Below are 26,547 nucleotides of genomic sequence, written 5' to 3' on the forward strand. Positions count from 1 at the left end.
GAGGCTCTAGACTCACCCCGGTGAGCGACACCGCAGTCCGGCCCGAGCTCCCGCCCGCCGATTGGCGGCCGACCCCGCTCCCCGGCCCCACCCCCGCCGTCGAGGGCCGCCTCGCGAGCACCCTCCCGGACGACGGCCGCCGCGCCCTCTGGGTGACCCTCGCCGTCACCGGGATCGCCGCGGTGCTGCGCCTGCTCGGCCTCGATCACCCCAAGGGCCTCATCTTCGACGAGGTCTACTACGCGCAGGACGCCCACTCGATGCTCGCCCACGGCGTCGAATGGGACCCCGGCGCGGACGGCTCGGCCTACGTCGCGCACCCGCCGTTCGGCAAGTGGCTCATCGGCCTCGGCGAATGGTCCTTCGGCTACGACGAGACCGGCTGGCGCATCGCCGCCGCGGCCGCGGGGGTCATCGGCGTCGCGATCCTCGTGCGCCTCATGCGCCGCCTCACCGGCTCGACCCTCCTGGGTGCGACCGCCGGGCTCCTCCTCGCCGTCGAGGGCAGCCACCTGGTGCTCTCGCGGACCTCCCTGCTCGACATCTTCATCGCCACGCTCATCCTCGCGGCCATGTACTGCCTGGTGCGCGACCGCGACTGGCGCCGCGCCGGATGGGCCGCCGCGATCGACGCGGGGCTCGACGTGCGCCGCGAGCGGCCCCGCCTGGGCGCGCCGTGGTGGCGGATCGGGTGCGCGGTGCTGTTCGGACTCGCCATGGGCACCAAGTGGAGCGCCCTGTGGTACATCATCGTCGCGATCGTCCTGTTCATCGTGTGGGACTGGCGTCTGCGCGCCGATGTGGGCGCCCGCAAGCCCTTCCGCGACACCGTCATCTACGAGTTCGGCCAGAACCTGTGGTTCGGGCTGCTGGCCATCGGCGTCTACACGCTGTCTTGGGCCGGCTGGTTCCTCAACGACACCGGCTCCTACCGCCACTGGCTCGCCGACCAGGGCCGGTCCGAGCCGCCGGTGGTCGGCGCGCTGGTCAACTGGTGGCAGTACCACGTGAGCGTGCTCAACTTCCACGAAGGGCTCTCGTCGGAGCACGCCTACCAGTCCTGGCCGTGGCAGTGGCTGCTGAACCTGCGGCCGGTGGTCTTCTACTGGACCTCCGACGTCGACTGCGGCGCGAGCCAGTGCGCCGGCGAGATCCTCCTGCTGGGGACGCCGCTGCTGTGGTGGACCTTCCTGCCGGCGACCCTCGCGCTCCTGCTGTGGGCGCTGCACAAGCGCGACTGGCGGGCCTGGTTCCTCCTGGCGGGCATCGGAGCGGGCATCCTGCCGTGGTTCTTCTACCCCGAGCGGACGATGTTCTTCTTCTACACCGCCCCGGCCGTCCCGTTCTTCATCGGAGCGGTCACCTGGGGACTGGGCGTCATCGTCGGCCGCCACCGGCGCGGCGAGCTCACCGTGGGGTCCCCTGAGCGGCGCCTGACAGGCGCGCTCATCGCAGGGGCCTTCGTGGCGGTGATCGTCCTGTGCTTCGCGTACTTCTGGCCGATCTACACCGGCGACGCGATCCCCCGCGAGGAGTGGAACGCCCGAATGTGGCTCGACTCCTGGATCTAGGGTTCGCGATCACCCCCCGGGCCGAGACCCGGCCCACACCGCACCCGCGCGGGCCCGCGGCGCCGCTGTGCTAACCTTGTCGCCGCTAGGGGCTTTGGCGCAGTTGGTAGCGCGTCTCGTTCGCAATGAGAAGGTCAGGGGTTCGAATCCCCTAAGCTCCACCATAAGGTCTGGCTTTGAACCCAGACCAAATGAACATCGTTGTCGTAAGCGGCACCAGCCTTCGGGCTGGTGCCGCTTTCGCGTGCCCGATCGCGGTGAGCTTTTCGGCGGGCCAGCCGGCGTGGCCGAGGCGTTCGATGATCTGGTTCTCAAACGAATCGAGTGCTTGTGCGGGGTTGTGAGGGGGTTGACCCTCACAACCTGACTGCTGCTCGGCACCACCGCCATGGTTGGCTGGTTCGAACCTCGAACTGCACTACGAAGGGGCAGAGCTTCACGATGACCGGACAAGACCGATCTGCGTTCGAAAGTGGTCACCCACTGCCGACGGAGGTCATCGCGACCCTTCAGGTGCTTCTCGCGGGAGCGGACCCCAGCTTCACCGCGCTGCGTGCCCAAATCCCGTTCGCCAGGGTCGTCGGCGGCTGTCCCTGCGGCTGTCCTTCCGTCGGCATAGAGGTCGATCGACTCGCGATCGGACCGGCACCATCGAGATCGAGTCCGATCGCATCCGGCTGGTATGGCGATCAAACACACGATGTAGTGCTGTTCACCGAGGACGGCTATCTTTCGAGTCTGGAACTGAACTCCGTCTCCGACGACGTGCCGACGACATGGCCGGCCCCCGCGATTCTCGAACCAGACACTCGCCGCCCTACTTGATGCTCGAATGTGTGGCCCGATCTCTGAGCAGGCGGTCGGTGATCTCTTCGAACGGCCCTGGTCAACGACGACGGCCCCGCAGGTGACATGCCCGGCGAGTCGCGTCCGGGTGGCAGGGGCTCGGTGCGTCGAGCGCGTCCAGAATTCGCCGAAGCCCTCGCCTCGCTCGAGCGGCAGCCGACCTGCGGTATCCAGAGTTCCGTCAGGGGCTGCGTCAACCTCTGGCGCATGATCGCTCATTAGGCTTCTGGGGAGCCGGCACCTCGAGCAGGTGAAGCGGAACGGCTAGTTTGACCGAGTGCTGAATCCCCCTCAAGAAGCTCGGCGGCGACGGCTTCGCTTCGCGGTCACGACCTGTCTGATACTCGCCTGGCTCGTGACTTTGATGTGGCTTTGGGGCGAGGCCGGTATGGCCTGCGCGTATCCCGACCCGCACCCCGGTGGTTGTCCCGATGACGAAGTTCGTGCTCGCCTTCGCTTCGATCGCTGGTTCGGACCAGTGCTGCTCGTTGGACCGGTCACGATGCTGGCGGTGTGGGCGTGGCTCTGTGCTCCTGGACAGAGGTACCAGCCCTTGTGGTACCTGCTGGCGATCATCCTGTTCTGCGCAGCGCCGGGCCTGCTTGTGGACGCTGCATCCTCGGGATTCGCTGCGGTCGACCATGCCGGCACGCCCACGGGTGCCGGGCAACTCGCCATCGAAGTGAAACTCGCTGTCGGGGCCGTCGCCGCAATCGCCGCTCCGGCGGGACTGGCGTTCATCACCGCTAGCCGAGGCCACCGGGTGTACGCCCAAGTTTGGACGACCGTTTCGGTTCTCATCGCGGCCATGGTGGTGGTGATGATGTTCTCCGTTTCCGTTTGAACAGAGCCGTGATCGCGATCAGCGAGCTGTACGGAGAAGGCGTTCGATGAGACTCGGCCGGGTTTCCGGGTTGTCCCCCGTGCGAGCTACGTGCTGGTGAGCACTTCACGGTGACGACGCCGGGCCCTGGGATCCGTAGCGTTCCTTTCAGCCGCGGCACCCCGGCCGCGGACCTGATGTAAGGAGTCTCCATGAGACTGGTTTGGCAGCTTCTGGCGGTCGCGGCGATCAGCCTCGCCGGCGGGTGGCCCATGATGGCCTTCGGCGACGACCCGTGGATCGCATTCGCCATCGGCACCGCCACCGCCGTGCTCGCCGTCGTCGTCTACCGGTGGATCGTGCGCCTCACCGAACGTCGCCCCGTGGTCGAACTCGCCCGCGAAGGCGCGGTCGCCAAGACCGGCTTCGGCGCCCTCATCGGCGCCATCATGTTCGCGCTCGTCATCCTCAACATCGCCTTCCTCGGCTCCTATCAGGTCGACGGCCTCGGCGCCCCCATCGGCATGATCGGCCTCCTCGGCTTCATGGCCGCCGCCGCCGTCACCGAAGAGCTCATGTTCCGCGGCGTCCTCTTCCGCGTCGTCGAGCAGTGGGCCGGCACCTGGATCGCCCTGACGCTCACCAGCGTCGTCTTCGGACTCGTCCACCTGGGCAACGAGAACGCCACCCTGTGGGGCGCCATCGCCATCGCCATCGAGGCCGGCGGGATGCTCGGCGCCGCCTACATCGCCACCCGCAACCTCTGGGTCCCCATCGGCGTCCACTTCGGATGGAACTTCGCCGCCTCCGCGATCTTCAGCACCGAGGTCTCCGGCAACGGCACCCCCAAGGGCCTCCTCGACGCCGCCACCTCCGGGAATCCGCTGGTCAGCGGCGGCGACTTCGGTCCCGAAGGGAGCCTCTACGCGATCGGCTTCGGCATCCTCCTCATGCTCGGCTTCCTCTGGCTCGCAAAGCGTCGCGGCCGCATCGTGCCCCTCCGACGCGCCGCCCGCGCCGAACTCCTCGCTACACTGCCCCGGTGATGGATCTCCGGCGGATCCCGGAGCGGTGGCGCCGACTCGACGTCACCCTCCGGGACCTCCCCCTCGGGCTCGCATTCGGCGCCGCCTCGTTCCTGCCGATGCTCCGCGGCCACGAGACGCAGGTCGGCGACCTGCCCGCGAGTCCCTTCGGCCCCATGACGATCGTGGTGCTCGCCCTCCAATGCCTCCCGCTCGCGCTGCGCCGGCGCGCACCCGCCGTATGCCTCGGCCTCGTGTCGCTCGGCTTCGTCATCGCCTCCCTCGGCAGCCACCACACGGCCGCCGCCACCGCGGTCCCGATCGCCCTGCTGAGCGCCGCCGCCCACATGGAACGCCACCGGCGGACCGCCATCGCCGTCCTCTCCGCCGCCTACGTCGCCCTGTCGTTCGCCCTGGTGCGGCTCGGATCGACGGAGGGCCCCGAGGGGTTCGCCACGTTCTACCTCCTGCTGGCCCTCTCCTGGGGCATCGGCGCCTGGCTGCGCTCGACGCGGGCCGTCGAGGCCGAGCGCCGCCGCCACGTCGCCGAGGCCACCCGCACCGCCGAACGCACCCGCATCGCCCGCGAACTCCACGACGTGGTCACCCACCACGTGACGGCGATGGTCGTCCAAGCCGAGGCCGCCCGGTACCTCACCGCCTCGCCCGACCGGCTCGACCAGGCCCTGTCCGCCGTCAGCGACACCGGCCGCAGGGCCACCGCCGACCTGCGCCACCTGCTCGGCCTCCTCAACCCCGACCACGGCACCGAGCCGAGGACCCCGCCGGTCGGCAGGCTGCTCACGCTCGTGGAGCAGACGCGGCGCGCCGGCCAGCCCGTCGAGTTCACCGAGGAGGGCAGCCCGGTCGAGACCACCGGAAGCGCCGACCTCGTGGCCTACCGGGTCGTGCAGGAGGCCTTGACGAACGCCCTCAAATACGCCCACGGCAGCCGCACCTCGGTGCAGGTGCGCCACCGCGAGAAGGAGATCACAGTGGAGGTCAGCACCGACGAGGCGCACGCGCGCGGCCCGGTCCAGGACGGCGGCGGCCGGGGCCTCGCGGGCCTGCGCGAGAGGGTCGATGTCCTCGGCGGCGACTTCAGCGCCGGAGCGCGCACCGGCGGCGGCTTCCTCGTGCGGGCCCGCATCCCCGCCGGGAGCGCGTCGTGACCTCGCCGATCCGCGTCCTCGTCTGCGACGACCAGATGCTGGTGCGCACCGGCCTGGTCACCATCATCGACGCCCAGCCCGACCTCGAGGTCGCCGGCGAATGCGGCGACGGGCAGGCCGCGGTCGACCTCGCCGGGAGACTGCGCCCCGACGTGGTGGTCATGGACGTGCGGATGCCGGTCCTCGACGGCATCGAGGCCACCCGGATCCTCGCCGGCGCCGGCGTGAGCGACCCGGTCAAGGTGCTCGTGGTGACCACGTTCAACCTCGACGAGTACGTCTACGAGGCGCTGCGCGCCGGAGCGAGCGGGTTCCTGCTCAAGGACGCGCCCCCTTCGCAACTGCTGCACGGCATCCGCACCGTGGCCACCGGCGCGGCCCTGCTCGACCCCGAGGTCACCCGCCAGCTCGTCGGCCGCTACGCCGCCCGCATCCGCCCCACCGACACCGCCGCGGGCGACCTGCCCCTGACCCCGAGGGAACTGGAGGTCCTGCTGCTCATCGCCGACGGCCTCTCCAACGGCGAGATCGCCGCGCGACTGGTCATCAGCCCCGAGACGGTCAAGACCTTCGTCTCGCGCATCCTGACCAAGCTCGGCTTGCGCGACCGCGTCCAAGCGGTCGTCTACGCCTACCGCCGCGGCCTGGTCGCCTGAGTCGCCGGGCGCGCACCGGTCCGTGGCCGAAGGTTCCTATGATGCAACGCAGGTGCCGATCGCACCGCAGTCAAGATTGGAGACTCCCCTTGGTAGTCCAGGACATCGAAGCGATGGACCAGTCCCGCGACCGCATGTACCAGCTCGCCGACGACGCCCTCACGCTCAAAGAGGCCGCCGCCGACGCCGACCCCGAGTTCGGCACCTGGGGACCCTTCCTCGGCGCCCTGGTCGGCATCGCCTACAGCGGCTTCGTCAGCTGGCAGGTCTCCTCCCTCATGGAGGACGTCCCGGCGGCCGTCGCCGCGCACGGCATCCGGCTCGACGCGTGCGCCCGCGCCTACCAGGAGACCGACGACGACATCGCCGCCCAACTCGACATCGTCTCCAGCTCGCTGGACGACGTCGCCGCCATGGTCCAGTCGCAGATCTGCTAGCGGGGACCTGACATGAGCGACCTCGGCTACGCCAACGAGGACTACAGCATGGACGGGATGGTCGGCGACCAGCCCGACACCGACTTCCTGTCCCTGAACTCCGTCGAAGACGGCATGGGCATGACCGCGTACGGCGCGGGCAAGAACCTCTACGACTCCTTCCAGGGCGAGGACGTCGACATCGTTAAGGCCTCGGCAGCGACCGTGGAACTCGGCGCTCAAGCGGTCGGCTGGATCGCCGACCCGATCGGGGCCCTCATCGGCAACGGCCTCGACTTCCTCATCGCCGTCATCCAGCCGCTGGAGGACATCCTCGGCTTCGTCACCGGCAACCCCGACCGCCTCCAGAACGCGATCGAACGCTGGAACAACATCGAGCAGGCCTGCTACGCGCTCGCGCAGGAGGTCCAGCACGTCTCCGACGCCGGCCTCGGCGAATGGGACGACCAGGCCTCGGTGATCGCCAAGCAGCGCATCAGCGAACTGGCCGACGCCATCGGCGGCATCGGCGTCAAGTCCGGCACCTGCCAGCACTGGCTCGCGGTGGCCCAACTGCTCGCGCAGACGCTCCAGGAGGTCATCAAGTCGATCATCTCCAGCTTCCTGTCGCAGCTCATCATGACCTGGCTGGCCGCGCTGGCCGCCGCCGCGGTGACCTTCGGCGGCTCGACCGCCGCGGCCGCGTCCTGGACCTCCATCATGTCCGCCAAGAACATCATGCAGGCCACCAAGACCATGAAGACCGGCGTGAACATCTCGGAGATGCTCATGAAGTCGATCAGCAGCGTCACCTCCGACCTCGCCAAGGCCGGCGGGGTCCTCGAGAAGATCAAGACCGTGGTGCCGATCGTGACGGCCACCGCCAACAACCAGGCCTCCCGCACCGAGAACAACCACTCGAACGCCGGGAACCAGCCCGACGGCACCGACTACGGCGGCCAGGGCTACAGCGATATCTCCGGCGCGATCCACTCGTGAGGCGTTTCAAGGTTCGCGCCGAAGGCTGGGAGGCGCAGGCGCATCCGCTCGCCGAGCACCGGGTGGTCGCCGGCGGCGCCGGCCGGCCCGGTCCGGACTGGGGCGTGCTGCGCCTGCGGCTCGGGAAGATCGGCGAGGGCGGTCCCGTCAAAAGCAACCACAGTAAGCCCGACACGTGGGTCTACCCGGGCACTCCCGTGGTGCTCGTGGACGGGAGGCCGTGCGTGCAGGGCTACGGCCTCGTCGACGTGGAACTGCCGGCCGGCCCGCACGATGTCGAAGTCCAGGGGGGCGGTTCACGCGGTTGGTGGCGCGTCGAGTCCGGTCCGAACTCGGTGACCGAACTCGACTTCGTCAACGACTTGTACTATGACCGCGCTTCGGGGAAGCACTGGTATTTCGGCCCGGCGCTGTCGCGTCACAATCGCAGGAAGATGCGTTCGGCCCGGCGCGACCAGCCGTGGCTGCCGCTCGGTGTGAACCCGCCGCTGGAGCGGGCAGCCTCGCTCGCGCCGATGGGGGCGTCCCGGCCCGAGGTCCCGGCCGGATTCGGTCTGCTCGTGCTCGACCTGCGCTGGGAGCTCGTGTGGCAGCGCCTGGCGCACCCCCAAGGCACCGGGCAGGTGCAGATGAAGCACTACGGCGAGCCGCGGCCCTCGAAGCGGCGCCCGTGGCTGGACCGGCCGACGCTGGTGATCGACGACGTCGAGGTCGAGGCCCGCTGGGCGCGGCTGTGCGTGCCGCTGCGGCCCGGGCGGCACCACCTCGACCTGGCCGTCCCCGACGGTTCGTCCGAGGACCACGGGTTCGCCACGCTCCAGGAGACCGTCGAGGTCGCCGCGGGCGAGGTCCGCCGGTCCACTTTCACCGCCGAGGTCGTGCAGCTCCACGACGACGAGAAGTACCGGCTCTACGTGATGGAGCTGACGAGCGAGGGCCACCGCCCGGCGAAGCGGCTCCCGCCGTACCCGGCGAAGCGGCCTCCCTTGCGCCGCATGGACGGCGAGGACCGCCAGCACCGCCCCTACAGCGTCATGTGAGGACCGCGAGCGCCGGTCGGATACCGTACTTCCATGAACCAAGAGCGGAGCTTCCCGGACCTGGGATTCATGAGGAGCCTGGTCGAACAGGCAGAGGCGGAAGCGATCTCGGAGGACGGCATGGTGCGCGTGGTCGCCGGACCCGGCGGCCAGACCAAGGAGATCGACCTGCGGAACCACGCGTTCGAGATCAGCGGCGTGGAACTGGGCGAGCTCATCGTCTCGACCATGCGCGCGGCGCACGCGAACCTCCAGCGGGACCTGTCCGAGGCCGTCAGCCGCGCGACCGGTTTCGACGTCAAACCCCAGGCCTTCGGCGGCGGGCTCTCGCCCGTGGCCGGCGAGGAGCGGTCATGAGCGACGGACGCGGACCCGCCGAGGTGCCGAACCTCGACCAGATGATGGCCAGGCTCGACCAGATGCAGCGCGAGGCCGAGCAGACCCTCGCCAAGTTCGAGGAGCTGCACGCCGACATGGAGGAGGTCGAGGCCGTGTCCGAGGACGGCCTCATCAGCGTCCGGCTCGACGCGGACGGCCAGGTCGTCCACATCGGCATCGACGAGCGGGCCATGCGCCACCGCCAGACGCTCGGCCGCGCCGTGCTCGCGGTCGTCGCCGAGGCGAACGCCGCGTACGGGGTGCAGATGTCGGAGATGGCCCAGGCGCTCAACGGCGGCGCGTTCGACGTCAAGGGCATGTTCGACCGGTACATGCCCGAGCACGTGCGCGACCGCGCCGACCGGACCCTCGGCCGCGACTGACGCTCAGGCCGCGACGGGGACCCTTGCGGCCCTGAGGTCCTCGGCCGCGTTCGCGTAGGGGAGGCCTTCGAGGGGCTCCTCGGCGAAGAAGCGGCTCATGAGGTCCACCAGCTCGGCCGGGCGCTCCAGGTGGATGAGGTGGTCGGCCCGGCTCATCTCCACGAACCAGCTCTCGGGGCACGTCAGCGCGAGTTCGCGGCACAGCCGGGGCGGCGTGAGCGTGTCGTGCTCGCCGGTGGTGAAGAGCGTCGGGACCATCGGCGGGATCGAGGTGTCGATGAGCTCGCGCGACAGCAGCCGGTTCGTGTTGGCGATGAACTTGGCGATGTCGCCCTCGTCGGCGGTGCCGAAGCGCAGCGACAGGATGCGCCGGACCACCGCCGCCGAGGCGATGTCGACGCCTTCGCCGTCGCTCATGAGGGCGTCCACCGCCGCGGGCCCGAAGCGCTCCCGCGGGCCCGAGACCGCCAGGTCTACCGCCTGGCGCATCATCGGGCGCGCCCGCGGCGGGATGCCGCTCATCGTCCCGGCCAGCACCATCCGCGCGATCCGGTCCGGGTGCGTCTGCGCCAGCCGGTAGCCCACCGACGTGCCGTAGGAGCCGGCGAACAGGTTCACCCGCTCGATGCCCAGGTCGTCGAGCATCCGCACGAGGGCGCGCGCGGGGACCTCCGGGCCGAGGTAGGGCGGCAGCAGGTCGGCCGCGCCCCAGCCGGGCAGGTCCGGGCAGATCACGTCCGCGGCCGCGAGCATCCCCTGCTCGACGCGGCCCCAGTCCTCCTTGCGGTGCAGGGCTCCGCCGACGAGGACGACCGGTTCGAGCCGCGGCGCCGCCGAAGGCGTCGCGCGCGACCAGAACGTGTAGCCGGCCATCCGATGCTCGTGGACGGCAGGGGGGAAGGTCGTGCGCGGCATGGAGGCTCCCGTTCGAGGTTCGCGGCGCCGAAGGAGGCGCCGGAGATACGGGACTCCACGCTAGTGTCTGAAATGCGAATTTCTGGTATTTTGTACGCCAGTGAGCGTATGTCGGCCGTTCGAGTGATACGCCGGAAAGGCGGAGGGCCCGGGGCGACGCCCCGGGCCCTCCGTAGATGCTGGTCCTCTAGGCGGCCACGCCCTTCCAGGCCCACCACAGGCTCGCGTAGGCGCCCTCGGCGGCCAGCAGCTCGGCGTGGCTGCCGGCCTCGGCGATGCGGCCCTCGCGGACCACCGCGATCCGGTCGGCCGACTCGGCCGCCTGGAGCTGGTGCGCGATCGCGATCACCGTGCGCCCGTTCAACGCGGCCGCGAGCGAGGCCTCCACGTTCCCGGCGCTGCCCGGGTCGATCCCCGCCGTCGCCTCGTCCAGGATCACCACGTCCGGGTCGGCCAGGATCACCCGCGCCAGCGCCAACTGCTGCGCCTCGGCCAGGTTCAATTCGTGGTGCTCCTCGCCGAGCATCGTGTCCAGGCCCTCGGGCAGGTCGGCGACCCAGCGGGCGTCCACGGTCGCCAGCGCCGCGTACAGGGCCGCGTCGCCCGCCTCGCCTTCGTCGCGCGCGTCCGGATCGGTGACGTCGAGCGCGAGGTTGAGGTTCTCGCGCAGCGTCGCGGTGAACACGTAGTGCTCCTGGGTCACCAGGATGACCTTGCGGCGCAGCACTTCCAGCGGGATGTCGGCCACGGGCGCGCCGCCGAGGGTCACCGATCCGCGGCGGGGCCGGTCGATCCCGGCGATGAGCCGCGCGATCGTCGACTTCCCCGCACCGGAGGGGCCGACGACGACCAGGCGCTCGCCGCGGCGCGGGTGCAGGCTCAGTCCGTGCAGCACGTCGGGCCCGTCGCCGTACCCGAAGGTCACGTCGTCGAGGCGCACTTCGGCGCCCTCGGGCGCGGCCTCGCGGACCTCGTCGGGCATCAGGTGCACGCCTTCGACGCGGGCCATCGCGGCCCCGCCCATCTGGAATTCGCTGAGCGACATCATCGACCGGAACACCGGCCCGTCCAGGCGCAGCGTCAGCATGGCCACGGCCACGACCTCGCCGACGGTCACCCAGTCGTTGAGGAACCACACGCCGCCCACGACGGTCACGACCACCGCCGGGGTCAGGAACGTGAGGTCGGTGGCCGGGAAGAACCAGGTCTGCAACCGGATGATGCCCTTGAGCCGGCCCATGTGGGTCTCGGCCCGCGCGTAGCCGGCCTCGCCGCGTTCGGCCTGCATCCGGTACGCCGCGACGGTCTGCGACCCGGCCGCCGAAGCGGTCAGGGTCTCGGCGATCTCGCTCATCGCGGCCCGCTCGGAGAGGAACACCGGGCTCGCCAGCCGCAGGTACCGCTTGGCGGCGATGATGAACGCCGGTGCGCCCGTGAGGAACAGCAACCCCAGCAGCGGGTTGACGATGAACGCCGCGACGGTGAGCACCACCAGTTCGATCGCGCCGATGGCGACCTCCGGGCCCGTCTTGCGCAGCAGCTCGGCCACCGCGCCCACGTCGCCGGAGGTGCGGGTGGCGAGGTCGCCGGTCCCGGCGCGCTCCACGGTGCCCAGCGGCAGCCGCAGCACCCGGGCGATGAACGACTCGCGCAGCTTCGCGGCCGCGCGCTCGCCGAGCCGGTAGCCGAGTTTGCGTCCGGTGCGCAGCAGGAGGAGCTGCACGATCACGCAGCCGACGATCGCCCCGCACACCAGGTCCACCCGGGAGGCGGTCCAGCCCGTGCCGATGCCGTCGATGACGTCGCCCAGCATCACCGGCAGGGCCGCTCCGGCCCCGGCCGCGAGCACGTAGAGGGCGACCACGCCGGCGAACGCGGCCCGGTCCTCCACGATCAGGCGCTTGACCGCCCCGAAGATGGCGGCCCGGTCGGCCACTGGCAGGCGACCGGCGGTCTCGTTGGCGCTCATCAGGACTCCTGTCGCGAAGTGAGGCTGCGGTACTCGCCGTGCTCGGCGAGCTCGGCGTGGGTGCCGGAGGCGCGGACCTTCCCGTCGACCATCCACACCACCCGGTCGGCCCGGCTCAGCCACAGCGGCGAAGCGGTCACGACCGCGGTCGTGCGCCCGGCGCGGGCCGCGGCGACGCGCTCGGCGATGAGCGACTCGGTGTGGGCGTCCACCGCCGAGGTCGGCTCGACGGCGAGGAGGATCTCGGCGTCGGCCGCGAGCGCCCGCGCCAGGCGCAGCCGTTGGCGCTGGCCGCCGGAGAGGTTGCGGCCGCCGTTGGTGATCTCGCCGTCGAGGGTCGATCCGAGGCTGGAGTAGACGTCGGCGGCGCAGGCGTCCTCGATCGCGGCGAGCGCCTTCGCCTCGTCGATGCCGGCCGAGCCGACCCGGAGGGTCTCGCCGAGGCTCTGGGCGAACAGGTAGTCGTCGCGCAGCAGCAGGACCCGCTCGCGGACCTCCGCCAGCGCGAGCGAACCGAGCGGCGAGTCGCCCCATCGGGCCTCGGAGTCGCGGTAGCGCGCCAGGCGCTCCATGGCGGCCTCGGTGGGCTTGGCCTCGGCGCTGACGACCACCGACAGCAGCCCGGGCGTGATCGACAGGCCCGAGGCGGGATCGACCAGCGGTCCCCGCGCGCCCGCGCCGGTCCCGTCGTCGGCGACGTCGCTGCGGGTCTTGAAGAACGCGGTGAGCCGCCGGGAGGCGACCTGCGCGGCGATCACCGACTGCGCCATGCCGATCATCGCCCCCGAGTGCTGGGCCACGAGCGCGGTGATGCCGAACGCCGCCGAGAGCTCCCCGACGGTGATCGACCCCGTCAGCGCCAGGCGCGCGCCGACCCAGGTGACCGCGGCGATGAGCGCCAGCGGCAGGCTCGAACGCAGGCCCTGCACCCACGAGTCGGCCCGCGCCACGCCGTAGCCGGCGTCGCGCAGATGCGTCGAGGCGACCTTGTACCGGCGCGAGAACTGCGCCTCGCCGCCGACGCCGCGCAGGACCCGCAGCCCGCCGACCACGTCGCTCGCCTGGCCCGTGAGCGTCGCGACCGAGGAGCGGTAGGCGATCTGGTGGTGCTGGAGCCGGCTGAGCACGGGCCCGACGACGAACCCGATGAGGACCACCCCGACCAGCGCCGTGACCCCCAGCGCCGCGTCGGCCCGCCACAGCAGGACCGTGCCGACCGCCGTCATCACCAGGCCCATCCACCCGAACCCGAGCTGGAAGATGAACGAACCGGTCTTGTGCGCGTCCTCGGTCGAGAGGTTCACCATCTCGCCGGGGGAGATCGCGCCCCGCACGCCCGTCCCGGCCCGGTTGAGGTGGTCGGTCAGGTTCCGCACCGTGCGCACCCGCGCGTGCGACTCGGCCATGAACAGCGCCCGGTAGCCGGCGACGAACACCCACGAGGAGGCGATCGCGACCGTGCCGAGCACGATCGACCACGGCAGCAGCGGCTCGGTCGTGCCCGCCAGCAGCACCTCGTCGATGACCTTCGCGATGGCCCAAGGCAGCAGCACCCAGGCCGTGCCCGAGACGCTGAGCAGCCCGAACCCGAGCATCACCAGGCCGGTGTGGGCCCGCGCGACCGAGACGAGGTACCGCCACGGATCGGCGGGCATGTCCCGGACGGACGGTCGGGGCGGGCGCAGCGGGTTCGGGTTCACAACTCTCAAACGTAAGCGGCGCGCTTGCCGAGCGGCAAGGCGATTTCCCACCCGGGCCGGTGTGATTCGACCCGCAGATTCCCGTGCCCGGCGGGTAACTCGCCGCTCTGCGCGCGCACCAGCGCCTCGGCCGCCGAGTGCAGACCCGCGGTGAAACGCGGATTCGCCGTCATCACCGGCTCGGCCCGCGCGATCGCCCGCCACGCGTCGTCCTTGTACGTCTCCTCGCCCGTGACCTGCCAGGCCTCCAGCAGCGCCGACGCCGCCAGCGCCCAACCCGAGGCCGTCGGGCCGTCGTGCACGTCCGCCGGGCGCGTCACCAGCGACTCCGCGTCCGAAGCCGTGTCGTGGAACCCCCCGAGGCCGTCGCCGAAACGCTCCCGGACCTGCTCCAGCAGCGCCCGCGCCGGAGCGATCCACGCCCCGCCGAGGCGCAGGAACCCGATCGCCACCGCCGCGTAGTCCTCCAGAATCCCCGGCGCCTCCGAGACCGCCCCGTCGAGCGAGACCCGCGCCAACCGGCCGTCCTCGCCCAGATGCAGGCGGACCAGCAGCTCAGCGGCCCGCTCGGCCGCCAGCAGCGCGTCCCGCGCGCCCGTGCGCGAGCCGTACTCCGCCAGCGCCGCGATCGCGAGCCCGTTCCACGCCGCGACGACCTTGTCGTCGCGGCCCGGCTGCGGGCGCTCGCGCCGCACCGCCGCGAGCCGGTGGCGCACCGCCGCCCACCGCGCCCCGTCCTCGGGATCCTCAGGCAGCTCCAGCACGTTCGCGCCGTGCTCGAAGTTCGGATTCGCCGCCTCCACCCCGAACACCCCGGCCGCCCAGGCCGCGTCCTCGCCGAGGACCTCCTCGAGCTCGGCGTACGTCCACGCGTACGTCAGGCCCTCCACGCCGTCGGTGTCGGCGTCGAACGCCGCCGCGAAACCGCCCTCGGCGGTCGTGAAGTGCTCCAGCAGGAACGCCGCCGTCTCATCGGCGACCCGCGCGAACAGCTCGCCCTCCCCGTACAGCCGCGAGTACAGCCACAGCAGCTCGGCGTTGTCGTACAGCATCTTCTCGAAGTGCGGCACGCTCCAGGCCTCGTCGGTGCTGTAGCGCGCGAACCCGCCTTCGAGCTGGTCGTAGATCCCCCCGCGCGCCATCCGCTCGGCCGTCAGCCGCACATGGTCGAGCAGTGAGCCGTCGCCGGAGCGCACGTACGCGTCCAGCAGGAACCGCAGCGCCGGCACGCTCGGGAACTTCGGGGCCGTGCCGAACCCGCCGTGGACGGTGTCGGCCGAGGCCAGGAGCGTCGCGGCCGCCGCGTCGAGCATCCCGGTGCGGATCGGCGGCGCCGGCGGGCACGGCCCGTCCAGCGGGCATGCCACCGTGACGTCGGCGAACGCCGGACCGCCCTGCGCGCTCGCCTCCACGATCGCCGAACCCTGATGGCGCAGCTCCTCGCGCTGGCCCGTCCACGCGCTGTGCACCGCGTCGAGCAGCCGCAGGAAATGGGACTTCGGGAAGTAGGTCCCGGCGAAGAACGGCGTCCCGTCGGGGAAGGCGAACACCGTCATCGGCCACCCGCCCTGGCCCGTGATCGCCATCGTGGCCTGCATGTAGACCGCGTCGAGGTCCGGGCGCTCCTCGCGGTCGACCTTCACCGCCACGAACCGGTCGTTGATCGCCGCGGCGACCACCTTGTCCTCGAACGACTCGTGCGCCATCACATGGCACCAGTGGCAGGTGGAGTAGCCGATCGAGATGAGCAGCGGCACGTCCCGGCGCTCGGCCTCGGCCAGCGCCTCAGGACTCCACTGCCGCCAATCCACTGGGTTGTCAGCGTGCTGGCGGAGGTAGGGCGACAAGGCTCCGGCAAGGTGGTTCATCCCACCAGCCTCCCACAGCTTCAATCAAGCGTCCCAAGGCTCTCCAAGAGGTCCTCGACCAGGGCGCGCATTGATTCGGCCACAATTTCCGGGTCCTCCACTCCCGCTGTGGCCGCGATTGCGAGGCGAATGAGGACCTCCTCTGGGTCGGTCCGCAGGAATTCGACCGCCGCTCGAGTGACACCCGCTGTCAGCACATGATCGACGAGCTTGCGGAGCATGTCCGCGAGCATTTCCGGCTCTGACGTCTGGAGGAGACGGAACACGTCGAGCCCGTCCTTCGGCTGCAGGCGGTCAGCGGTGGCTGCCCGCTCGCGAATCTTGGTCAGCTTTGCAATGAGAAGAGCGGTCGGCCCGGCCGCCCGGATGGTGAACACCCGGGGGTCGGCTTCGGGTTCGAATGAGCGGATCTCGACCGGATCGTTGTCGATCAGCGCGGGTTCGAGACCGGCGGTCTTCCGTGCCGCTTTGTTGCCGTGCACACCCAGTCGCGCCCCTCTCCGGCCGCCGGTGTTCGACATCTGCTCCGCGGCGACCATCAGATCGACGCGCACGCCGTCGGTCCAGCTCCAGGTGCCGGGTATGACGAGGAGTTCGAAACCGGCGTCGACGAGTGCCTCGCCGATTCGCGGGTCGTCGCTCAACAGCGTCGCGTCGATGGCCAGATCGGCATCGGTGGTCGTCGGCGCGATTGCCGAGCCGGCGCTCCCGGTAAGGAGGTAGACCGCTTGGGCGCCGACGAGCACGAGCGCGTCGAGCTGCGCTTCGAGGGCTTCGAGCGCGTTGAGGAGCGCGCGTCGGGCCGCTGTGTACTCCTTGCTCGTCACAGGGTCCACTCCTCGTCCTGCTCCGCTAGGACTTCGATGAGCTGGCCGGCTTCCTCGGGGCCGCGGCCGGGGCTGGTGAGCAGGTCGACCACGGTCTGGCTCGGCGCGGTGTAGGTATGCCCGCCGTCCTTTCGGGCGCCTCGGAGGACGAGACGATCGAACGGTTCCAAGAGCAGGGCATTGGCGGTTCGTCCGGCATCACGCAGGCGAAGCTCTCGCTTGAGGCGGGGCACTTCGCTTGAATACACCGCGAGCAGCGACAGCGGTGTCACCGCCGTCGTGCGTTCCGGCAGGTAGTGGCGGAGCGCCGCGGATCCACCCAGAACATGCGGCAGGTTTCGCTCGGCGAGTTGCTCAATCAACCAGTCGAGACCGCGGGGGACGAGAACCGACGTCGAATGGTTGGTCGTCGTCACGCCGTAATCGCGGGCCCACGCCTGTGCGAGCGACTGCTTGTGGACACGGCGGACCGTAGCCTGCTCATCGCGGTCGACCAGATGTTGCTCAGCGAGGTATGCGAGCACCCGGGCGCTGGTCGCGGTCCCCACACCGGCATGTTCGGCCAGGGGTCGCACTCGCGTGTCGGGGGCCCCGTCCAGCAACGCCCGGACGACGCGGGCCGCGCTCGGCCCGCGGAGCGATTTGAGGCGTCTGTGGTCGGTTCTTGGAGAAGGGTCTCGCTCCGCCCCGCTGCGGCTGATGAACACTGCCGGCTCATCAAGTTCGAGACGCATGTTCCCACTGGCGTCGTACCAGCCGACGCCGTGCTCTAGGAGCAGCTCTCGAGCACGTGGCGACAAGAAGTTCGACACCACGACCCGGTTGAGTCCGTTCGGAAATCGGTCCTGAAGCGCCGTCGCCAGCGATTCCAGCTGCGCTACGGCGCCGAGGACTGTGCGTGGATCGGCGTGGTGCTTCACCTCGACCAGGAGGGCCACGTGTGTTCCGGCGGGAGTGGCGATGGTGAGGACCAGGTCGGCACGTCTGGCAGACTCCTGGTGCTCCAGTCTCGCTTCACGGTGCGCCTCCAGCGTCCAGGTCGCGGGGAGCAGCGTTCGAAGCTCCTGCTCGAAGGCGTCAAGCAGCGATGTCTCGCTTTCAGGGCTGATCCGCGTCATGCGGATCAGTATATATTGCGGATCAGCTCAGATGGTGGGGCCGGAACGGCAGTCTCGACTACCGGTGGCAGGTGGAGTAGCCGATCGAGATGAGCAGCGGCACGTCCCGGCGCTCGGCCTCGGCCAGCGCCTCAGGACTCCACTGCCGCCACGCCACCGGATTGGCGGCGTGCTGGCGCAGGTACGGGGACAGGGCTCCGGCCAACTCGTTCACCCCCCAAGCCTCGCACACCGCGTCGGCCCGCGGCCTCCGGCGCAGGCGAAGGTAGGGCCAGCCGTACCGCCGACCGGGTGCAGGCTGGGGTGGGGATTCGGGTGCGCGCGTCACTGATTTCGGGGCCTGAAATCGCGAGTCTTATTGCATGGTTTCATTTGCCCCCGCGGGGAACAGGGCCGACCGGGCCCAGGCACCCGATCCGACGTCAGTCCTCAATGGATTCGCTTTCGCCGGGTACGCGGCCCTCGCCGCCGGACTCGTCGCCATGCTCGTCCTCCACGCGACCTCGGGGCTCAACCCCCTCTACGCGGTCGTCAGCGTCCACCTCTACACGCCGCTCGGCTGGCTGCTGCCGGTCGCACTGGGCCTGTTCGCCCTCGGCGGCTGCTCGTTCGCGCTCTGCGCCCGCGTCGCCGGCGCCCCGCGCTGGCTGCCGTGGACGCTGTACACGTGGGCCGCGTTCATCAGCGTCGTGGCGATCGTGCCCTCGGACCCGATGGGCGTGGAGCACTTCTCGGCCGGCCACTTCGTGCACCGCTACGCGGCGTTCGCCGCGTTCTGCACCATGGCGGTCCTCGGGATCGTCCTGGGCCGGTGGCTGCGGCGAAACGAACCGGGGGAGCGGCGCAACGCGCTCGCCTCGGAGGTCTGCGGCTGGTTCTCGATCGCGGTGCTGACCTTCACCTCGGCCCCGTACGTGCTCGAGTGGTTCGGCGTCGGCCGCCCGTGGTGGCTGGAGATGGGCGGGCTGCTCCAGCGCCTGACCGTGGCCTCGGGGCTGGTCGCGCTCGTGGTCGTCGGCCGCTACCTCCAGCGCCGCACCGCGGCCGAGCCTCCGTCAGTAGAAGCCCTCGGCCTCGGACTTCGCCCAGGCGCCGCACGGGTTGCTGTAGCGGTTGGCGATGTAGCCCAGGCCCCAGCGGATCTGGGTGACCGGGTTGGTCTGCCAGTCGTCGCCTTCGGAGGCCATCTTGGACCCGGGGTAGGCCTGGGGGATGCCGTAGGCGCCGATCGAGTTCGCCGCGAGCTCGTTCCAGCCCGACTCCTTGGTCCACAGCCGCTCCAGGCAGGCGAACTGCTCCAGGTCGAAGCCCCAGTCGAGGGTGATCGCGCAGCCGGTGGCGCGGTTCCCGGAGTACTCGCCGCAACTGGACGGTATATCCACTGAGGTCGGGTTGGTGTTCCTCGCGGCCTCCTCGGCGGCCCGGTCGGCGTCGGCCTGGGCGTCGTCGAGGCCCGCGGCCTTGTCCATCGCGTACTCGGCGACGGCCTCGGCCTTGACCGACACGTCGGCGCCCGCGGTGGCCGCGATGTAGTCGAGGTGGTGGCCGCGGATCTCCTCGTAGGCGGCCTCGGCCTCGGCCTGCTGCTCGGCGGCGGCCTGGCTCGAGTGGGCGGCGTCCTCCTCGGCCGGGTCGTCGGAGACGGCCATGACGGCGATGACCGCGCCGAGCGCGAGGACGAGGACGGCGGCGATCCTGGCGGCGTGCCGGGTCAGTCGGGGGAGCATGTGCGACTCCGGGGTGGGAGTTGGGGGAGGAGCGGACCGGGGCGGACGGTGGGCCCGCCCCGGCTCGGTGCGTTCAGGCTAGTACCAGCCGACTTCCTCGGAGTGGTTCCAGGCCGAGCAGGGGGTGCCGTAGCGCCCGGCGATGTAGCCCAGGCCCCACTTGATCTGCGTGACCGGGTTCGACTCCCAGTCCGAGCCCTCGGAGGCCATCTTGGAGCCGGGGAGGGCCTGGGGGATGCCGTAGGCGCCGATGCCGTTGGCGGCGTACTCGTTCCAGCCGGACTCGCGGTTCCACAGGGCCACGAGGCAGCCGACCTGCTCGAGGTCGAAGCCGCGCTCGACGGCGAGCGCGCAGCCGGTGGCCTTGTTGCCGGAGTACTCGTCGCAGCTGGAGGGGATGGCGACCGAGGTCGGGTTGGCGTTCGCGGCGGCCTCGGCTTCCGCCGCGGCGGCGGCCTCCTCGGCCGCTTCGGCCGCCTGGTCGGCGTCGGCCTGGGCGCCGTCGAGGCCTTCGGCCTTGCTCAGCGCGTACTCGGCGACGGCCTCGGCCTTCACCGACACGTCGGCCCCGGCGGTCTCGGCGATGTAGTTGACGTGCAGGTAGCGGACCTCCTGGTACGCCGACTCCGCCTCGGCCTGCTGTTCGGCGGCGGCCTGGCTGGGGTGCTTGGCGTCGAGCTCCGAAGGGTCGTCGGTCACGGCGTTGACGGCTATGACGGCCCCCAGTGCGAGGACGAGCACGGCGGCGAGTTTCGCGCCGTAACGGGTCAGCAGTGGGATCATTCGCTCTACTCCTGTGTCCCGGGCGTCCGTCCACAGACGCCCGGGACACAGCATGCCAGAGCTGCCCGGTCAGCCTTCCAGCAGGTTGGTGACCATCTCGGCGATCTCGGAACGCTCACTGCGCGTGAGCGTCACGTGGGCGAACAGTGGGTGGCCCTTGAGCACGTCGATGACGCTGGCGACGCCGTCGTGGCGCCCGACGCGCAGGTTGTCGCGCTGGGCCACATCGTGGGTGAGCACGACCTTCGACCCCTGCCCGATGCGCGAGAGCACCGTCAGCAGCACGCCGCGCTCCAGCGACTGGGCCTCGTCGACGATCACGAACGCGTCGTGGAGGCTGCGCCCGCGGATGTGGGTGAGCGGCAGGACTTCGAGCATCCCCCGTTCGAGCACCTCGCTGATGACGTTGTCGTCGGTGACCGCCCCGAGCGTGTCGAACACCGCCTGGCCCCACGGGCTCATCTTCTCGCCCTCGGTGCCGGGCAGGTAGCCCAGCTGCTGGCCGCCGACCGCGTACAGCGGACGGAAGACGATGACCTTCTTGAACAGCTCGCGTTCGAGGACCTGCTCCAGCCCGGCGCACAGCGCCATCGCGGACTTGCCGGTGCCGGCCTTGCCGCCGAGCGAGACGATCCCGATGTCGGGGTCCAGCAGCAGGTCGATGGCGACGCGCTGCTCGGCCGAGCGGCCGTGGATCCCGAAGGCCTCCCGGCCGCGCACGAGCTGGATCTTCTTGTCGACGGTGACGCGCCCGAGCGCCTTGGAGCTGTTGCCGTTGAGCACGAGCCCGGTGTGGCAGGGCAGCTCCACGTCGTGCGGCAGGTCGGCCTCGCCGCCGTCGAAGAGGACGTCGATCACCTCGTCGGCCACCGACAGCTCGGCCATGCCCGACCAGGTCGGGTCCACCGCCTGCCCGTGGCGGTACTCCTCGGTGGGGATGCCGACCGCGGAGGCCTTGACCCGCAGCGGCATGTCCTTGGTGACGAGCACCGCGTCGGCGCCCTCCAGGCCCAGGGCCCGGGTGACGGCGATGATGCGGGAGTCGTTGGTGTCCACGGCGAAACCGGCCGGAAGCCCGGAGGTGTCGACGTGGTTGAGCTCGACCCGGATGGAACCGCCGTGGTCGCCGATGGCGATCGGCTGGTCGAGGCGCCCGTGCTTGATGCGCAGTTCGTCGAGGCGCCGGAGGCACTCCCGGGCGAACCAGCCCAGCTCGGGATGGTGACGTTTGGCCTCAAGCTCGCTGACTACGACGAGCGGGATGACCACGTGGTGTTCGTCGAACCGTGAGAACGCTCCTGGATCTGATAGCAGAACCGAGGTGTCGAGGACGTAAGTGCGCTGTGTAGACACGGTCGCCTCCCGGGTGTCGATGTTTGGGGGCGTCGCCCGGTTACGGCTCGTAAGCGTCGCCGAGGCTACCCCGTTGGTACTCACACTCTAGTTGGGAGGTGCGTCACTTCGCCACCGCTAAATGCATCGAAAGCAACACTGGTTGTCACGGCAGCGTCGGAAATCCGACAAAGCAGACACGCCGCGTTATCTCACGATCACGGAAAGTGGACGGTTTCTCAGTGAGAATGAGCATCGTGTCAACCGTGAGCGTCGCCGAACTCAAGTCGGCCATCGCCGCCGCCCTCCAGCAGGTCCGCGACGGCCAGGCCGCCATATCCGCCGCCAGTCAGAACATCGAGTCCGCCCAGGGGAGCCTGGGCGCGGTCACCGCCGGGTCGGGCCACGACGCCGTCGCCACCGCCCAGGCCGCGCTCGCGCAGGCCGCCACCGAACTGGAGCAGTCCCTGGCCGCGACGTTCGCGGCCGCCGAGCAGGCCGAGGCGTACGCCGCGACCCTCTAGAACGGAGACCCTGTGGACGTCGCCGCCCTCGCCGGGACCCTCAAGGCCTTGGCCGCCGACCTCCCCGCGCCCGCCTTGGACACCGCCGACCAGTGCTTCGAGGCCGCGGAGGCCGAACTCAAGGAGGCCTCGCGCGAGTCGAGCGGCGAGATCGGCCTGCACCGGCTCGGCGCCGCCCGGGAACGCCTCGGCAGCGCGCGCACCCGCCTCGGGGAGGCCGCCGAGGCGATCGAGGACTACCTGGAGGCGATCGGGGCCGGAGGCGCCGCGGGCGCGGTCGCGCAGTCGGCGCCGAGGACCGGGCCGGCGCCGAAGGCCGCGCCGGTCGACCCGCGCCAGTGGTGGACCGACCGGATCAACCACCTGTGCGACCGCACCGGCTCGCCCGACCCGCAGCAGGTCCCGCCCACGCGCCTGTTCAACGAACTGCTCAAAGCCGCGGGCGACGGCAACGCCGAGGCGTACTGCAAGCGCCTGCGCGACGCCGGACCGCAGACCGGGGTCAAGCTCCCTGGCCTGGCCTGGCCGCTCGTGCGCACCATGGCCGCCGAGCACCTCGGCCGCACTCCGACCGCCCGCGACGTGCCGGAACTGCGCGACAAGTGCGCCGCGAAGATCCGCTCGCTCGTCCCGAAGGCCGAGTCCGACCAGATCGGCGCGGCCCTCGCCTCGGCCTGCACGCTCGGGCGCGGCGCCGAGTCGAACGACGCCGCGGTCACCGCGGCCGTGGGCCCGGCCCTGGTGGCGGCCCTGCACCGCCTGCCGCGAGAAGGACGGTGAACCGTGCCCGCCGAACGACCGACCGGACCCGCGCCGCTGCGTTCGCGACCCCGCGAACCGAGGGAGCGGAGCGGCCTCGCGGAGTCCGAGGAGCGCTCTGACGCGGGTCTCCGCGAACGGCGAAGCCCGGGCCATGCGGCGCGCCGATGGTCGCCCCGGACCGCGCGGACCGGTGGACGGCCCATGACCACTCACGGAACCGAGCGGAAGGCCCGAACATGAGCAGTTGGCGCAGACGACTGGTGGCGGCCATGGGCGACGAACTCGCCCGCGCCCGCGGCGAGGCCCGACTCCTCGCCGAACGGACCGCCGCCGCGGCCGAGGCCGAACACGCCAATGCCAAGCGCGCCATCGACGAGGCCGACCGCAAGCAGACGCAACTGCGCGGCATCCACCAGAAGATGATGGACACGCTCGAGTCCCGCAAGTCCGCCGCGGTCCGAAGCGGCCACGAGGCAGCTCAAAAGGCGGCAGCGGCCGCCGCCTCCGGCGCAGCCGGTGCGAAGTGGACCGACTGGCGGCCCGAATCCGCCCTCGGCCGGGGCCCCGCCCCGAGGCTCCGCATCGGCGAGATCGCCGACAGAGCCTCCGAAACTCCCGGCCCGGCCTCCTCGCTCCTACCTTCTTTCCCTCCATCCAGCACTAACGCCACTGTCGACACCGCAGTCCGGATCGGAACCGCCATCCCGGAAGACGAAGCACCGGACGCGTTCGCCGGTGCCGGACCCTTCCCGGCCTCGGGCGCACCGAGCATGGAAGCGACTGCGCTCCCGGCGCTCGTGCCGCTGCTCGACCGGGCGCATATTCGCATCGATTCCGATGCGGCCCAAGCACTTCCGGGTCTGCTGCTGCGCGCGGTCGGGTCCGTGCCCGCCGGGCTCGTGCGCCTCCACGTCTACGACCCCGAGCAGCTCGGCGGGTCCCTGTCGGCCTTCGCGGCCCTCGGCAAGGCCGGACTGCTGTCCTCCGTGGGCCCCTCCGGGCTCCGCGAGGCCCTCGACTCCCTGGTCGAGACCGTGCGCCGTGTCAACGCCGATGTGCTCGCCGGCGAGCACGCCTCCCTCGCCGACCTCGCCGCCGCCACCGGCCGCCGCCCCGAGCCCTGGCGCGTCCTCGTGCTCCTCAATGCCGACCTCGCCACCTGGCCCGCCCACGACCAGGCCCAGCTGGCCCGCCTGCGCCGCACCGGCGTCGCCGCCGGCGTCCACCTCGTCATCGTCGGCGACGACACCGCCGGACCCGCCGACCTGCCCCGCCTCACCGCGAACCGCTACACCGGCCTGCCCGACACCGCCCTCCGCCTCGACCCCCCGCCGCCCCTGCCCGCCGTCACCGAGACCTCCAAGGCCATCGCCGAGAAGCACCGCGCCGGAAGGGAGCCCGCGCGCCTGGTCGACCTCCTCCCGCAGCGTCTGTGGTCGGCCTCCTCCGCCACCGGCCTCAGCGCCGCCATCGGCGAGACCCCCGCCGGCGACGTCGCCCGGCTCGCCCTCGGCGACAACCCGCCCCACGCCCTCGTCGGCGGCCCCTCCGGCTCCGGCAAGACCAACCTCCTCTACGCCTGGATCGCCGGACTCGCCTCCCACTACAGCCCCGACGAACTCGCGCTCTACCTCCTCGACTTCAAAGAGGGCGTCTCCTTCGCGCGCTTCGCGTCCGGGCGCCGCGACCCCACCTGGCTCCCGCACGTGCGCCTGGTCGGCGTCAACATCAACGACGACCGCGAATTTGGCCTCGCGCTCCTGCGCCACCTCAAGGAGGAGCTGCGCCGCCGCGCCGAGGCCGCCAAAGCCCACGAGGCCACCAAGCTCGAAGAACTCCGCGCCGCCGACCCCGAGGGCCACTGGCCCCGCATCGTCGCCGTCGTCGACGAGTTCCAGGTCCTGCTCGAAGCGCGCGACGCGGTCACCGACGAGGCCGTGCAGCTCCTCGAAGACCTCGCCCGCCGCGGGCGCAGCCAGGGCATCCACCTCGTCCTCGCCTCCCAGGACATCGCCGGGATCGAGGCCCTGTGGGGCCGTCCGAGCCTGGTCGCCCAGTTCACCCTCCGCATCGCCCTCCCGAAGGCGCGACGGGTCCTCGCCGAGAACAACCACGCCGCCGACACCGTGCCCCGCTTCCACGCCGTCGTCAACGACGAGTCCGGCCACACCGGCGCCAACAAGACCGTGGCCCTGCCCAACGCCGGGCACGCCGACGCCTGGGAGCCCCTCCAGCAGCGCCTCTGGGAGGCCAGGCCCGCCGCCAACCGCCCGCCCGCGCTCTTCGACGGGGACCTCGTCCCCGACCTCACCGACGCCGCCCCGCCGCCCGAGACCGCCCTGCTCGGCCAGACCATCGACGTCGCCTCCCGCGGCGCCGCCCTCGCCCTCCACCGCGCCCCCGGCCGCAACCTCGCCGTCCTCGGCACCCGCGCGACCGAGGCCGCCGACGTGCTCGCGGCCGCGGCCCTCACCGCGGCCCGGGGCCAGCGCGTCGGCGTCGACCTCTGCTGCCTCGAACCCGACGCGGCCTCCTCCGCGCTCGCCCTCGCCGCCGCCCTCGAAACCGAAGGCGCCGAGGTCGACTGGCACGACGACCTCGGCTCGCTCTGCAAGGACTGGGAATCGCGCTGCGACGGGACCCTGCGCCTCAACCTCGTCTACGCCGTCGACGCCGGCTCCGCGCGCCTCGACGCCCCCGAGAGCGCCGGGCTGCGCGCCATGCTCATCGACGGGCCCGAACGCCACCTCCACACCCTCGGCTGGTGGCGGTCGGTGCCGCGCCTGCGCGAGGACCTCGGCGGCTTCTCGGCCCGCTTCGACGCCGTGGACGCCTGGCTCGCCCTCGACGTGCAGGGCCCTGAACTCGCCCCGCTCTCGCCGGCGAGCGGCGGCCCCGCCTGGTACCCGCGCGAGCGGCGCGGCCTGTACTTCGACCGCGCCCGGCACCGCGCCCCGCAGGTCGTCATCCCGTACCGCACCGCCGCGATGCTGCCCAGGCCCGAGGCCGTCCTCGACCTGCCATAGAGAAGAGGCGCCATGCCGACCGACACCGACTACCAGGACGCCCTCGCCGCCTACCTGAAGGAGCGCGCCGACGCCGACGCCGAGATCCGCGCCGCCGACGCCGCCTACCGCGCCGAGACCGAACGCCTCGCCGCCGCGGTCGCCGCCGCCAGGGCCGCCCGCGACGGGGCCGACCGGACCGCGGCCGAGGCCGCCGCCCTGGTCAAGGAGACCGACGCCGCGGCCGGCGGCCTCTGGCGGTCCCTCGGCGACTTCGTCGGCCACCGCCGCACCGGCGCCGCCCCCGCGCCCGGCGCCCCCGACCCCGCGCCGGACACCGAACGCGTGCGCGCCCGGCTCGAACGCTCCGGTCGCCTCCTGGACCTCGCCCGCCAGGGTGAACTGCCCATCGAGGCGCCCCGGCACACCGAGGCGACCGCCGCGGTGATCGGCGCCGGGATCGGCGCGTTCGCCGTCGCGGTCGCCCTGTGGATCCTGCGCGAGGACTCGGCCGTGCGCCAGGGCGCGGCGGCCATGACGCTCTTCCTCGGGCTCGCGACCGGCCCGCTCGTGCTCGGGATGTGGCTGTCGTGGCAGTACCGGGTCCGGCCCCGGCCGGGCCAGACCCTCGCGTGCGTCGGTGCGGCGGTGGTCGCGGTGTGCGCCCTGGCGGGCGTGTTCATGCGCGGGCTGTGACGGCGCCGGGCG

The 26,547-nt window shown here is 71.4% G+C and carries 24 protein-coding genes, 1 tRNA gene and 2 pseudogenes; 17 read left to right on the top strand and 10 right to left on the bottom strand.

Annotation, left to right across the window (positions count from 1 at the left end; all coding sequences use genetic code 11):
* Positions 1 to 20 precede the first annotated feature (20 nt).
* From IF12_RS0102525 to IF12_RS0102575, 12 genes are all read left to right on the top strand, one after another.
* Positions 21 to 1,571, top strand: a complete 1,551-nt coding sequence (locus IF12_RS0102525) for a dolichyl-phosphate-mannose--protein mannosyltransferase (protein ID WP_030144693.1) — start codon at positions 21 to 23, stop codon at positions 1,569 to 1,571.
* A gap of 88 nt (positions 1,572 to 1,659) precedes the next feature.
* A tRNA-Ala gene (locus IF12_RS0102530) sits at positions 1,660 to 1,735 on the top strand.
* 277 nt (positions 1,736 to 2,012) lie between these two features.
* Complete coding sequence (locus IF12_RS25395; RefSeq protein ID WP_133884155.1) at positions 2,013 to 2,396, top strand: hypothetical protein; 384 nt, start codon at positions 2,013 to 2,015, stop codon at positions 2,394 to 2,396.
* A 574-nt stretch (positions 2,397 to 2,970) separates the two neighbouring features.
* Positions 2,971 to 3,261 carry a hypothetical protein gene (locus IF12_RS0102535; RefSeq protein WP_133884156.1) on the top strand — a complete coding sequence of 97 codons (291 nt, stop codon included), beginning with the start codon at positions 2,971 to 2,973 and terminating at the stop codon, positions 3,259 to 3,261.
* A gap of 191 nt (positions 3,262 to 3,452) precedes the next feature.
* On the top strand, positions 3,453 to 4,286 hold the full coding sequence (locus tag IF12_RS0102540; RefSeq protein ID WP_030144695.1) for a CPBP family intramembrane glutamic endopeptidase: 834 nt from the start codon (positions 3,453 to 3,455) through the stop codon (positions 4,284 to 4,286).
* The gene (locus IF12_RS0102545; RefSeq protein ID WP_030144696.1) at positions 4,283 to 5,437 is read left to right on the top strand and encodes a histidine kinase; all 1,155 of its coding nucleotides are present in this window, start codon (positions 4,283 to 4,285) and stop codon (positions 5,435 to 5,437) included. Before IF12_RS0102540 ends, IF12_RS0102545 begins: the two co-directional genes overlap by 4 nt.
* Positions 5,434 to 6,093 (top strand): response regulator transcription factor, encoded by a 660-nt coding sequence (locus IF12_RS0102550; protein WP_030144697.1) that lies wholly within the window; start codon positions 5,434 to 5,436, stop codon positions 6,091 to 6,093. Before IF12_RS0102545 ends, IF12_RS0102550 begins: the two co-directional genes overlap by 4 nt.
* 89 nt (positions 6,094 to 6,182) lie before the next feature.
* The gene (locus IF12_RS0102555; protein ID WP_030144698.1) at positions 6,183 to 6,530 is read left to right on the top strand and encodes a hypothetical protein; all 348 of its coding nucleotides are present in this window, start codon (positions 6,183 to 6,185) and stop codon (positions 6,528 to 6,530) included.
* A 12-nt stretch (positions 6,531 to 6,542) separates the two neighbouring features.
* Complete coding sequence (locus tag IF12_RS0102560) at positions 6,543 to 7,508, top strand: hypothetical protein (RefSeq protein ID WP_030144699.1); 966 nt, start codon at positions 6,543 to 6,545, stop codon at positions 7,506 to 7,508.
* Positions 7,505 to 8,548, top strand: coding sequence for a hypothetical protein (locus IF12_RS0102565; protein ID WP_030144700.1), 1,044 nt, complete (start codon positions 7,505 to 7,507; stop codon positions 8,546 to 8,548). Before IF12_RS0102560 ends, IF12_RS0102565 begins: the two co-directional genes overlap by 4 nt.
* A 33-nt stretch (positions 8,549 to 8,581) precedes the next feature.
* On the top strand, positions 8,582 to 8,905 hold the full coding sequence (locus IF12_RS0102570) for a YbaB/EbfC family nucleoid-associated protein (protein ID WP_030144701.1): 324 nt from the start codon (positions 8,582 to 8,584) through the stop codon (positions 8,903 to 8,905).
* A complete protein-coding gene (locus IF12_RS0102575) occupies positions 8,902 to 9,309 on the top strand; it encodes a YbaB/EbfC family nucleoid-associated protein (RefSeq protein WP_030144702.1) in 408 nt (135 codons plus the stop codon). The genes IF12_RS0102570 and IF12_RS0102575 overlap by 4 nt, the downstream gene beginning before the upstream one ends.
* A gap of 3 nt (positions 9,310 to 9,312) precedes the next feature.
* On the opposite strand, the gene IF12_RS0102580 is transcribed toward IF12_RS0102575, so the two are convergent.
* The 7 genes and pseudogenes from IF12_RS0102580 to IF12_RS24635 all read right to left on the bottom strand — a co-directional run.
* On the bottom strand, positions 9,313 to 10,224 hold the full coding sequence (locus IF12_RS0102580; protein ID WP_081912982.1) for an alpha/beta fold hydrolase: 912 nt from the start codon (positions 10,222 to 10,224) through the stop codon (positions 9,313 to 9,315).
* Between the two features lie 187 nt (positions 10,225 to 10,411).
* Positions 10,412 to 12,193 (bottom strand): ABC transporter ATP-binding protein, encoded by a 1,782-nt coding sequence (locus tag IF12_RS0102585; protein WP_030144704.1) that lies wholly within the window; start codon positions 12,191 to 12,193, stop codon positions 10,412 to 10,414.
* Positions 12,193 to 13,893, bottom strand: a complete 1,701-nt coding sequence (locus tag IF12_RS0102590; protein WP_051703868.1) for an ABC transporter ATP-binding protein — start codon at positions 13,891 to 13,893, stop codon at positions 12,193 to 12,195. The genes IF12_RS0102585 and IF12_RS0102590 overlap by 1 nt, the downstream gene beginning before the upstream one ends.
* A 5-nt stretch (positions 13,894 to 13,898) precedes the next feature.
* Positions 13,899 to 15,704 carry a thioredoxin domain-containing protein gene (locus tag IF12_RS0102595; RefSeq protein ID WP_231492293.1) on the bottom strand — a complete coding sequence of 602 codons (1,806 nt, stop codon included), beginning with the start codon at positions 15,702 to 15,704 and terminating at the stop codon, positions 13,899 to 13,901.
* 77 nt (positions 15,705 to 15,781) lie between these two features.
* Positions 15,782 to 16,588 carry a hypothetical protein gene (locus IF12_RS0102600; protein ID WP_051703869.1) on the bottom strand — a complete coding sequence of 269 codons (807 nt, stop codon included), beginning with the start codon at positions 16,586 to 16,588 and terminating at the stop codon, positions 15,782 to 15,784.
* Positions 16,585 to 17,706: a hypothetical protein gene (locus IF12_RS0102605; protein WP_030144708.1), complete on the bottom strand. Its 1,122-nt coding sequence runs from the start codon at positions 17,704 to 17,706 to the stop codon at positions 16,585 to 16,587. The genes IF12_RS0102600 and IF12_RS0102605 overlap by 4 nt, the downstream gene beginning before the upstream one ends.
* A 64-nt stretch (positions 17,707 to 17,770) precedes the next feature.
* Positions 17,771 to 17,920, bottom strand: a pseudogene (locus IF12_RS24635) (DUF255 domain-containing protein); the annotation flags it as partial.
* A gap of 268 nt (positions 17,921 to 18,188) precedes the next feature.
* Here IF12_RS24635 and IF12_RS27115 point away from each other — a divergent pair.
* A pseudogene (locus IF12_RS27115) lies at positions 18,189 to 18,668 on the top strand (DUF998 domain-containing protein); the annotation flags it as partial.
* Between the two features lie 93 nt (positions 18,669 to 18,761).
* Here IF12_RS27115 and IF12_RS26450 read toward each other — a convergent pair.
* The 3 genes from IF12_RS26450 to IF12_RS0102635 all read right to left on the bottom strand — a co-directional run bounded on the left by IF12_RS26450 (position 18,762) and on the right by IF12_RS0102635 (position 21,569).
* Positions 18,762 to 19,433, bottom strand: coding sequence for a hypothetical protein (locus IF12_RS26450; RefSeq protein WP_030144709.1), 672 nt, complete (start codon positions 19,431 to 19,433; stop codon positions 18,762 to 18,764).
* A 78-nt stretch (positions 19,434 to 19,511) separates the two neighbouring features.
* The gene (locus IF12_RS0102630) at positions 19,512 to 20,216 is read right to left on the bottom strand and encodes a lytic transglycosylase domain-containing protein (RefSeq protein ID WP_030144710.1); all 705 of its coding nucleotides are present in this window, start codon (positions 20,214 to 20,216) and stop codon (positions 19,512 to 19,514) included.
* 69 nt (positions 20,217 to 20,285) lie between these two features.
* Positions 20,286 to 21,569: a PhoH family protein gene (locus IF12_RS0102635; RefSeq protein WP_030144711.1), complete on the bottom strand. Its 1,284-nt coding sequence runs from the start codon at positions 21,567 to 21,569 to the stop codon at positions 20,286 to 20,288.
* Positions 21,570 to 21,805: 236 nt separating this feature from the next.
* On the opposite strand from IF12_RS0102635, the gene IF12_RS0102640 reads away from it, so the two are divergent.
* The 4 genes from IF12_RS0102640 (at position 21,806) to IF12_RS0102655 (ending at position 26,535) form a co-directional block, all read left to right on the top strand.
* Positions 21,806 to 22,072, top strand: coding sequence for a hypothetical protein (locus tag IF12_RS0102640; protein ID WP_197034573.1), 267 nt, complete (start codon positions 21,806 to 21,808; stop codon positions 22,070 to 22,072).
* 12 nt (positions 22,073 to 22,084) lie between these two features.
* On the top strand, positions 22,085 to 22,852 hold the full coding sequence (locus IF12_RS0102645) for a hypothetical protein (RefSeq protein WP_030144713.1): 768 nt from the start codon (positions 22,085 to 22,087) through the stop codon (positions 22,850 to 22,852).
* A gap of 218 nt (positions 22,853 to 23,070) precedes the next feature.
* Positions 23,071 to 25,860: an FtsK/SpoIIIE domain-containing protein gene (locus tag IF12_RS0102650; RefSeq protein ID WP_030144714.1), complete on the top strand. Its 2,790-nt coding sequence runs from the start codon at positions 23,071 to 23,073 to the stop codon at positions 25,858 to 25,860.
* A gap of 12 nt (positions 25,861 to 25,872) precedes the next feature.
* Entirely contained in the window at positions 25,873 to 26,535 is a 663-nt protein-coding gene (locus tag IF12_RS0102655) for a hypothetical protein (RefSeq protein ID WP_030144715.1), read from the top strand.
* Positions 26,536 to 26,547: the final 12 nt, after the last annotated feature.

It is taken from the genome of Glycomyces sp. NRRL B-16210, from assembly GCF_000719515.1.
Lineage (GTDB): Bacteria > Actinomycetota > Actinomycetes > Mycobacteriales > Micromonosporaceae > Glycomyces.

Bases quoted from the DNA above. Each gene is read 5' to 3' on its own strand.
- IF12_RS25395 (WP_133884155.1), top strand. From the start codon at position 2,013: ATGACCGGACAAGACCGATCTGCGTTCGAAAGTGGTCACCCACTGCCG.
- IF12_RS0102540 (WP_030144695.1), top strand. From the start codon at position 3,453: ATGAGACTGGTTTGGCAGCTTCTGGCGGTCGCGGCGATCAGCCTCGCC.
- IF12_RS0102560 (WP_030144699.1), top strand. From the start codon at position 6,543: ATGAGCGACCTCGGCTACGCCAACGAGGACTACAGCATGGACGGGATG.
- IF12_RS0102570 (WP_030144701.1), top strand. From the start codon at position 8,582: ATGAACCAAGAGCGGAGCTTCCCGGACCTGGGATTCATGAGGAGCCTG.
- IF12_RS0102575 (WP_030144702.1), top strand. From the start codon at position 8,902: ATGAGCGACGGACGCGGACCCGCCGAGGTGCCGAACCTCGACCAGATG.
- IF12_RS0102580 (WP_081912982.1), bottom strand. From the start codon at position 10,224: ATGCCGCGCACGACCTTCCCCCCTGCCGTCCACGAGCATCGGATGGCC.
- IF12_RS0102585 (WP_030144704.1), bottom strand. From the start codon at position 12,193: ATGAGCGCCAACGAGACCGCCGGTCGCCTGCCAGTGGCCGACCGGGCC.
- IF12_RS0102605 (WP_030144708.1), bottom strand. From the start codon at position 17,706: ATGACGCGGATCAGCCCTGAAAGCGAGACATCGCTGCTTGACGCCTTC.
- IF12_RS26450 (WP_030144709.1), bottom strand. From the start codon at position 19,433: ATGCTCCCCCGACTGACCCGGCACGCCGCCAGGATCGCCGCCGTCCTC.
- IF12_RS0102630 (WP_030144710.1), bottom strand. From the start codon at position 20,216: ATGATCCCACTGCTGACCCGTTACGGCGCGAAACTCGCCGCCGTGCTC.
- IF12_RS0102650 (WP_030144714.1), top strand. From the start codon at position 23,071: ATGAGCAGTTGGCGCAGACGACTGGTGGCGGCCATGGGCGACGAACTC.
- IF12_RS0102655 (WP_030144715.1), top strand. From the start codon at position 25,873: ATGCCGACCGACACCGACTACCAGGACGCCCTCGCCGCCTACCTGAAG.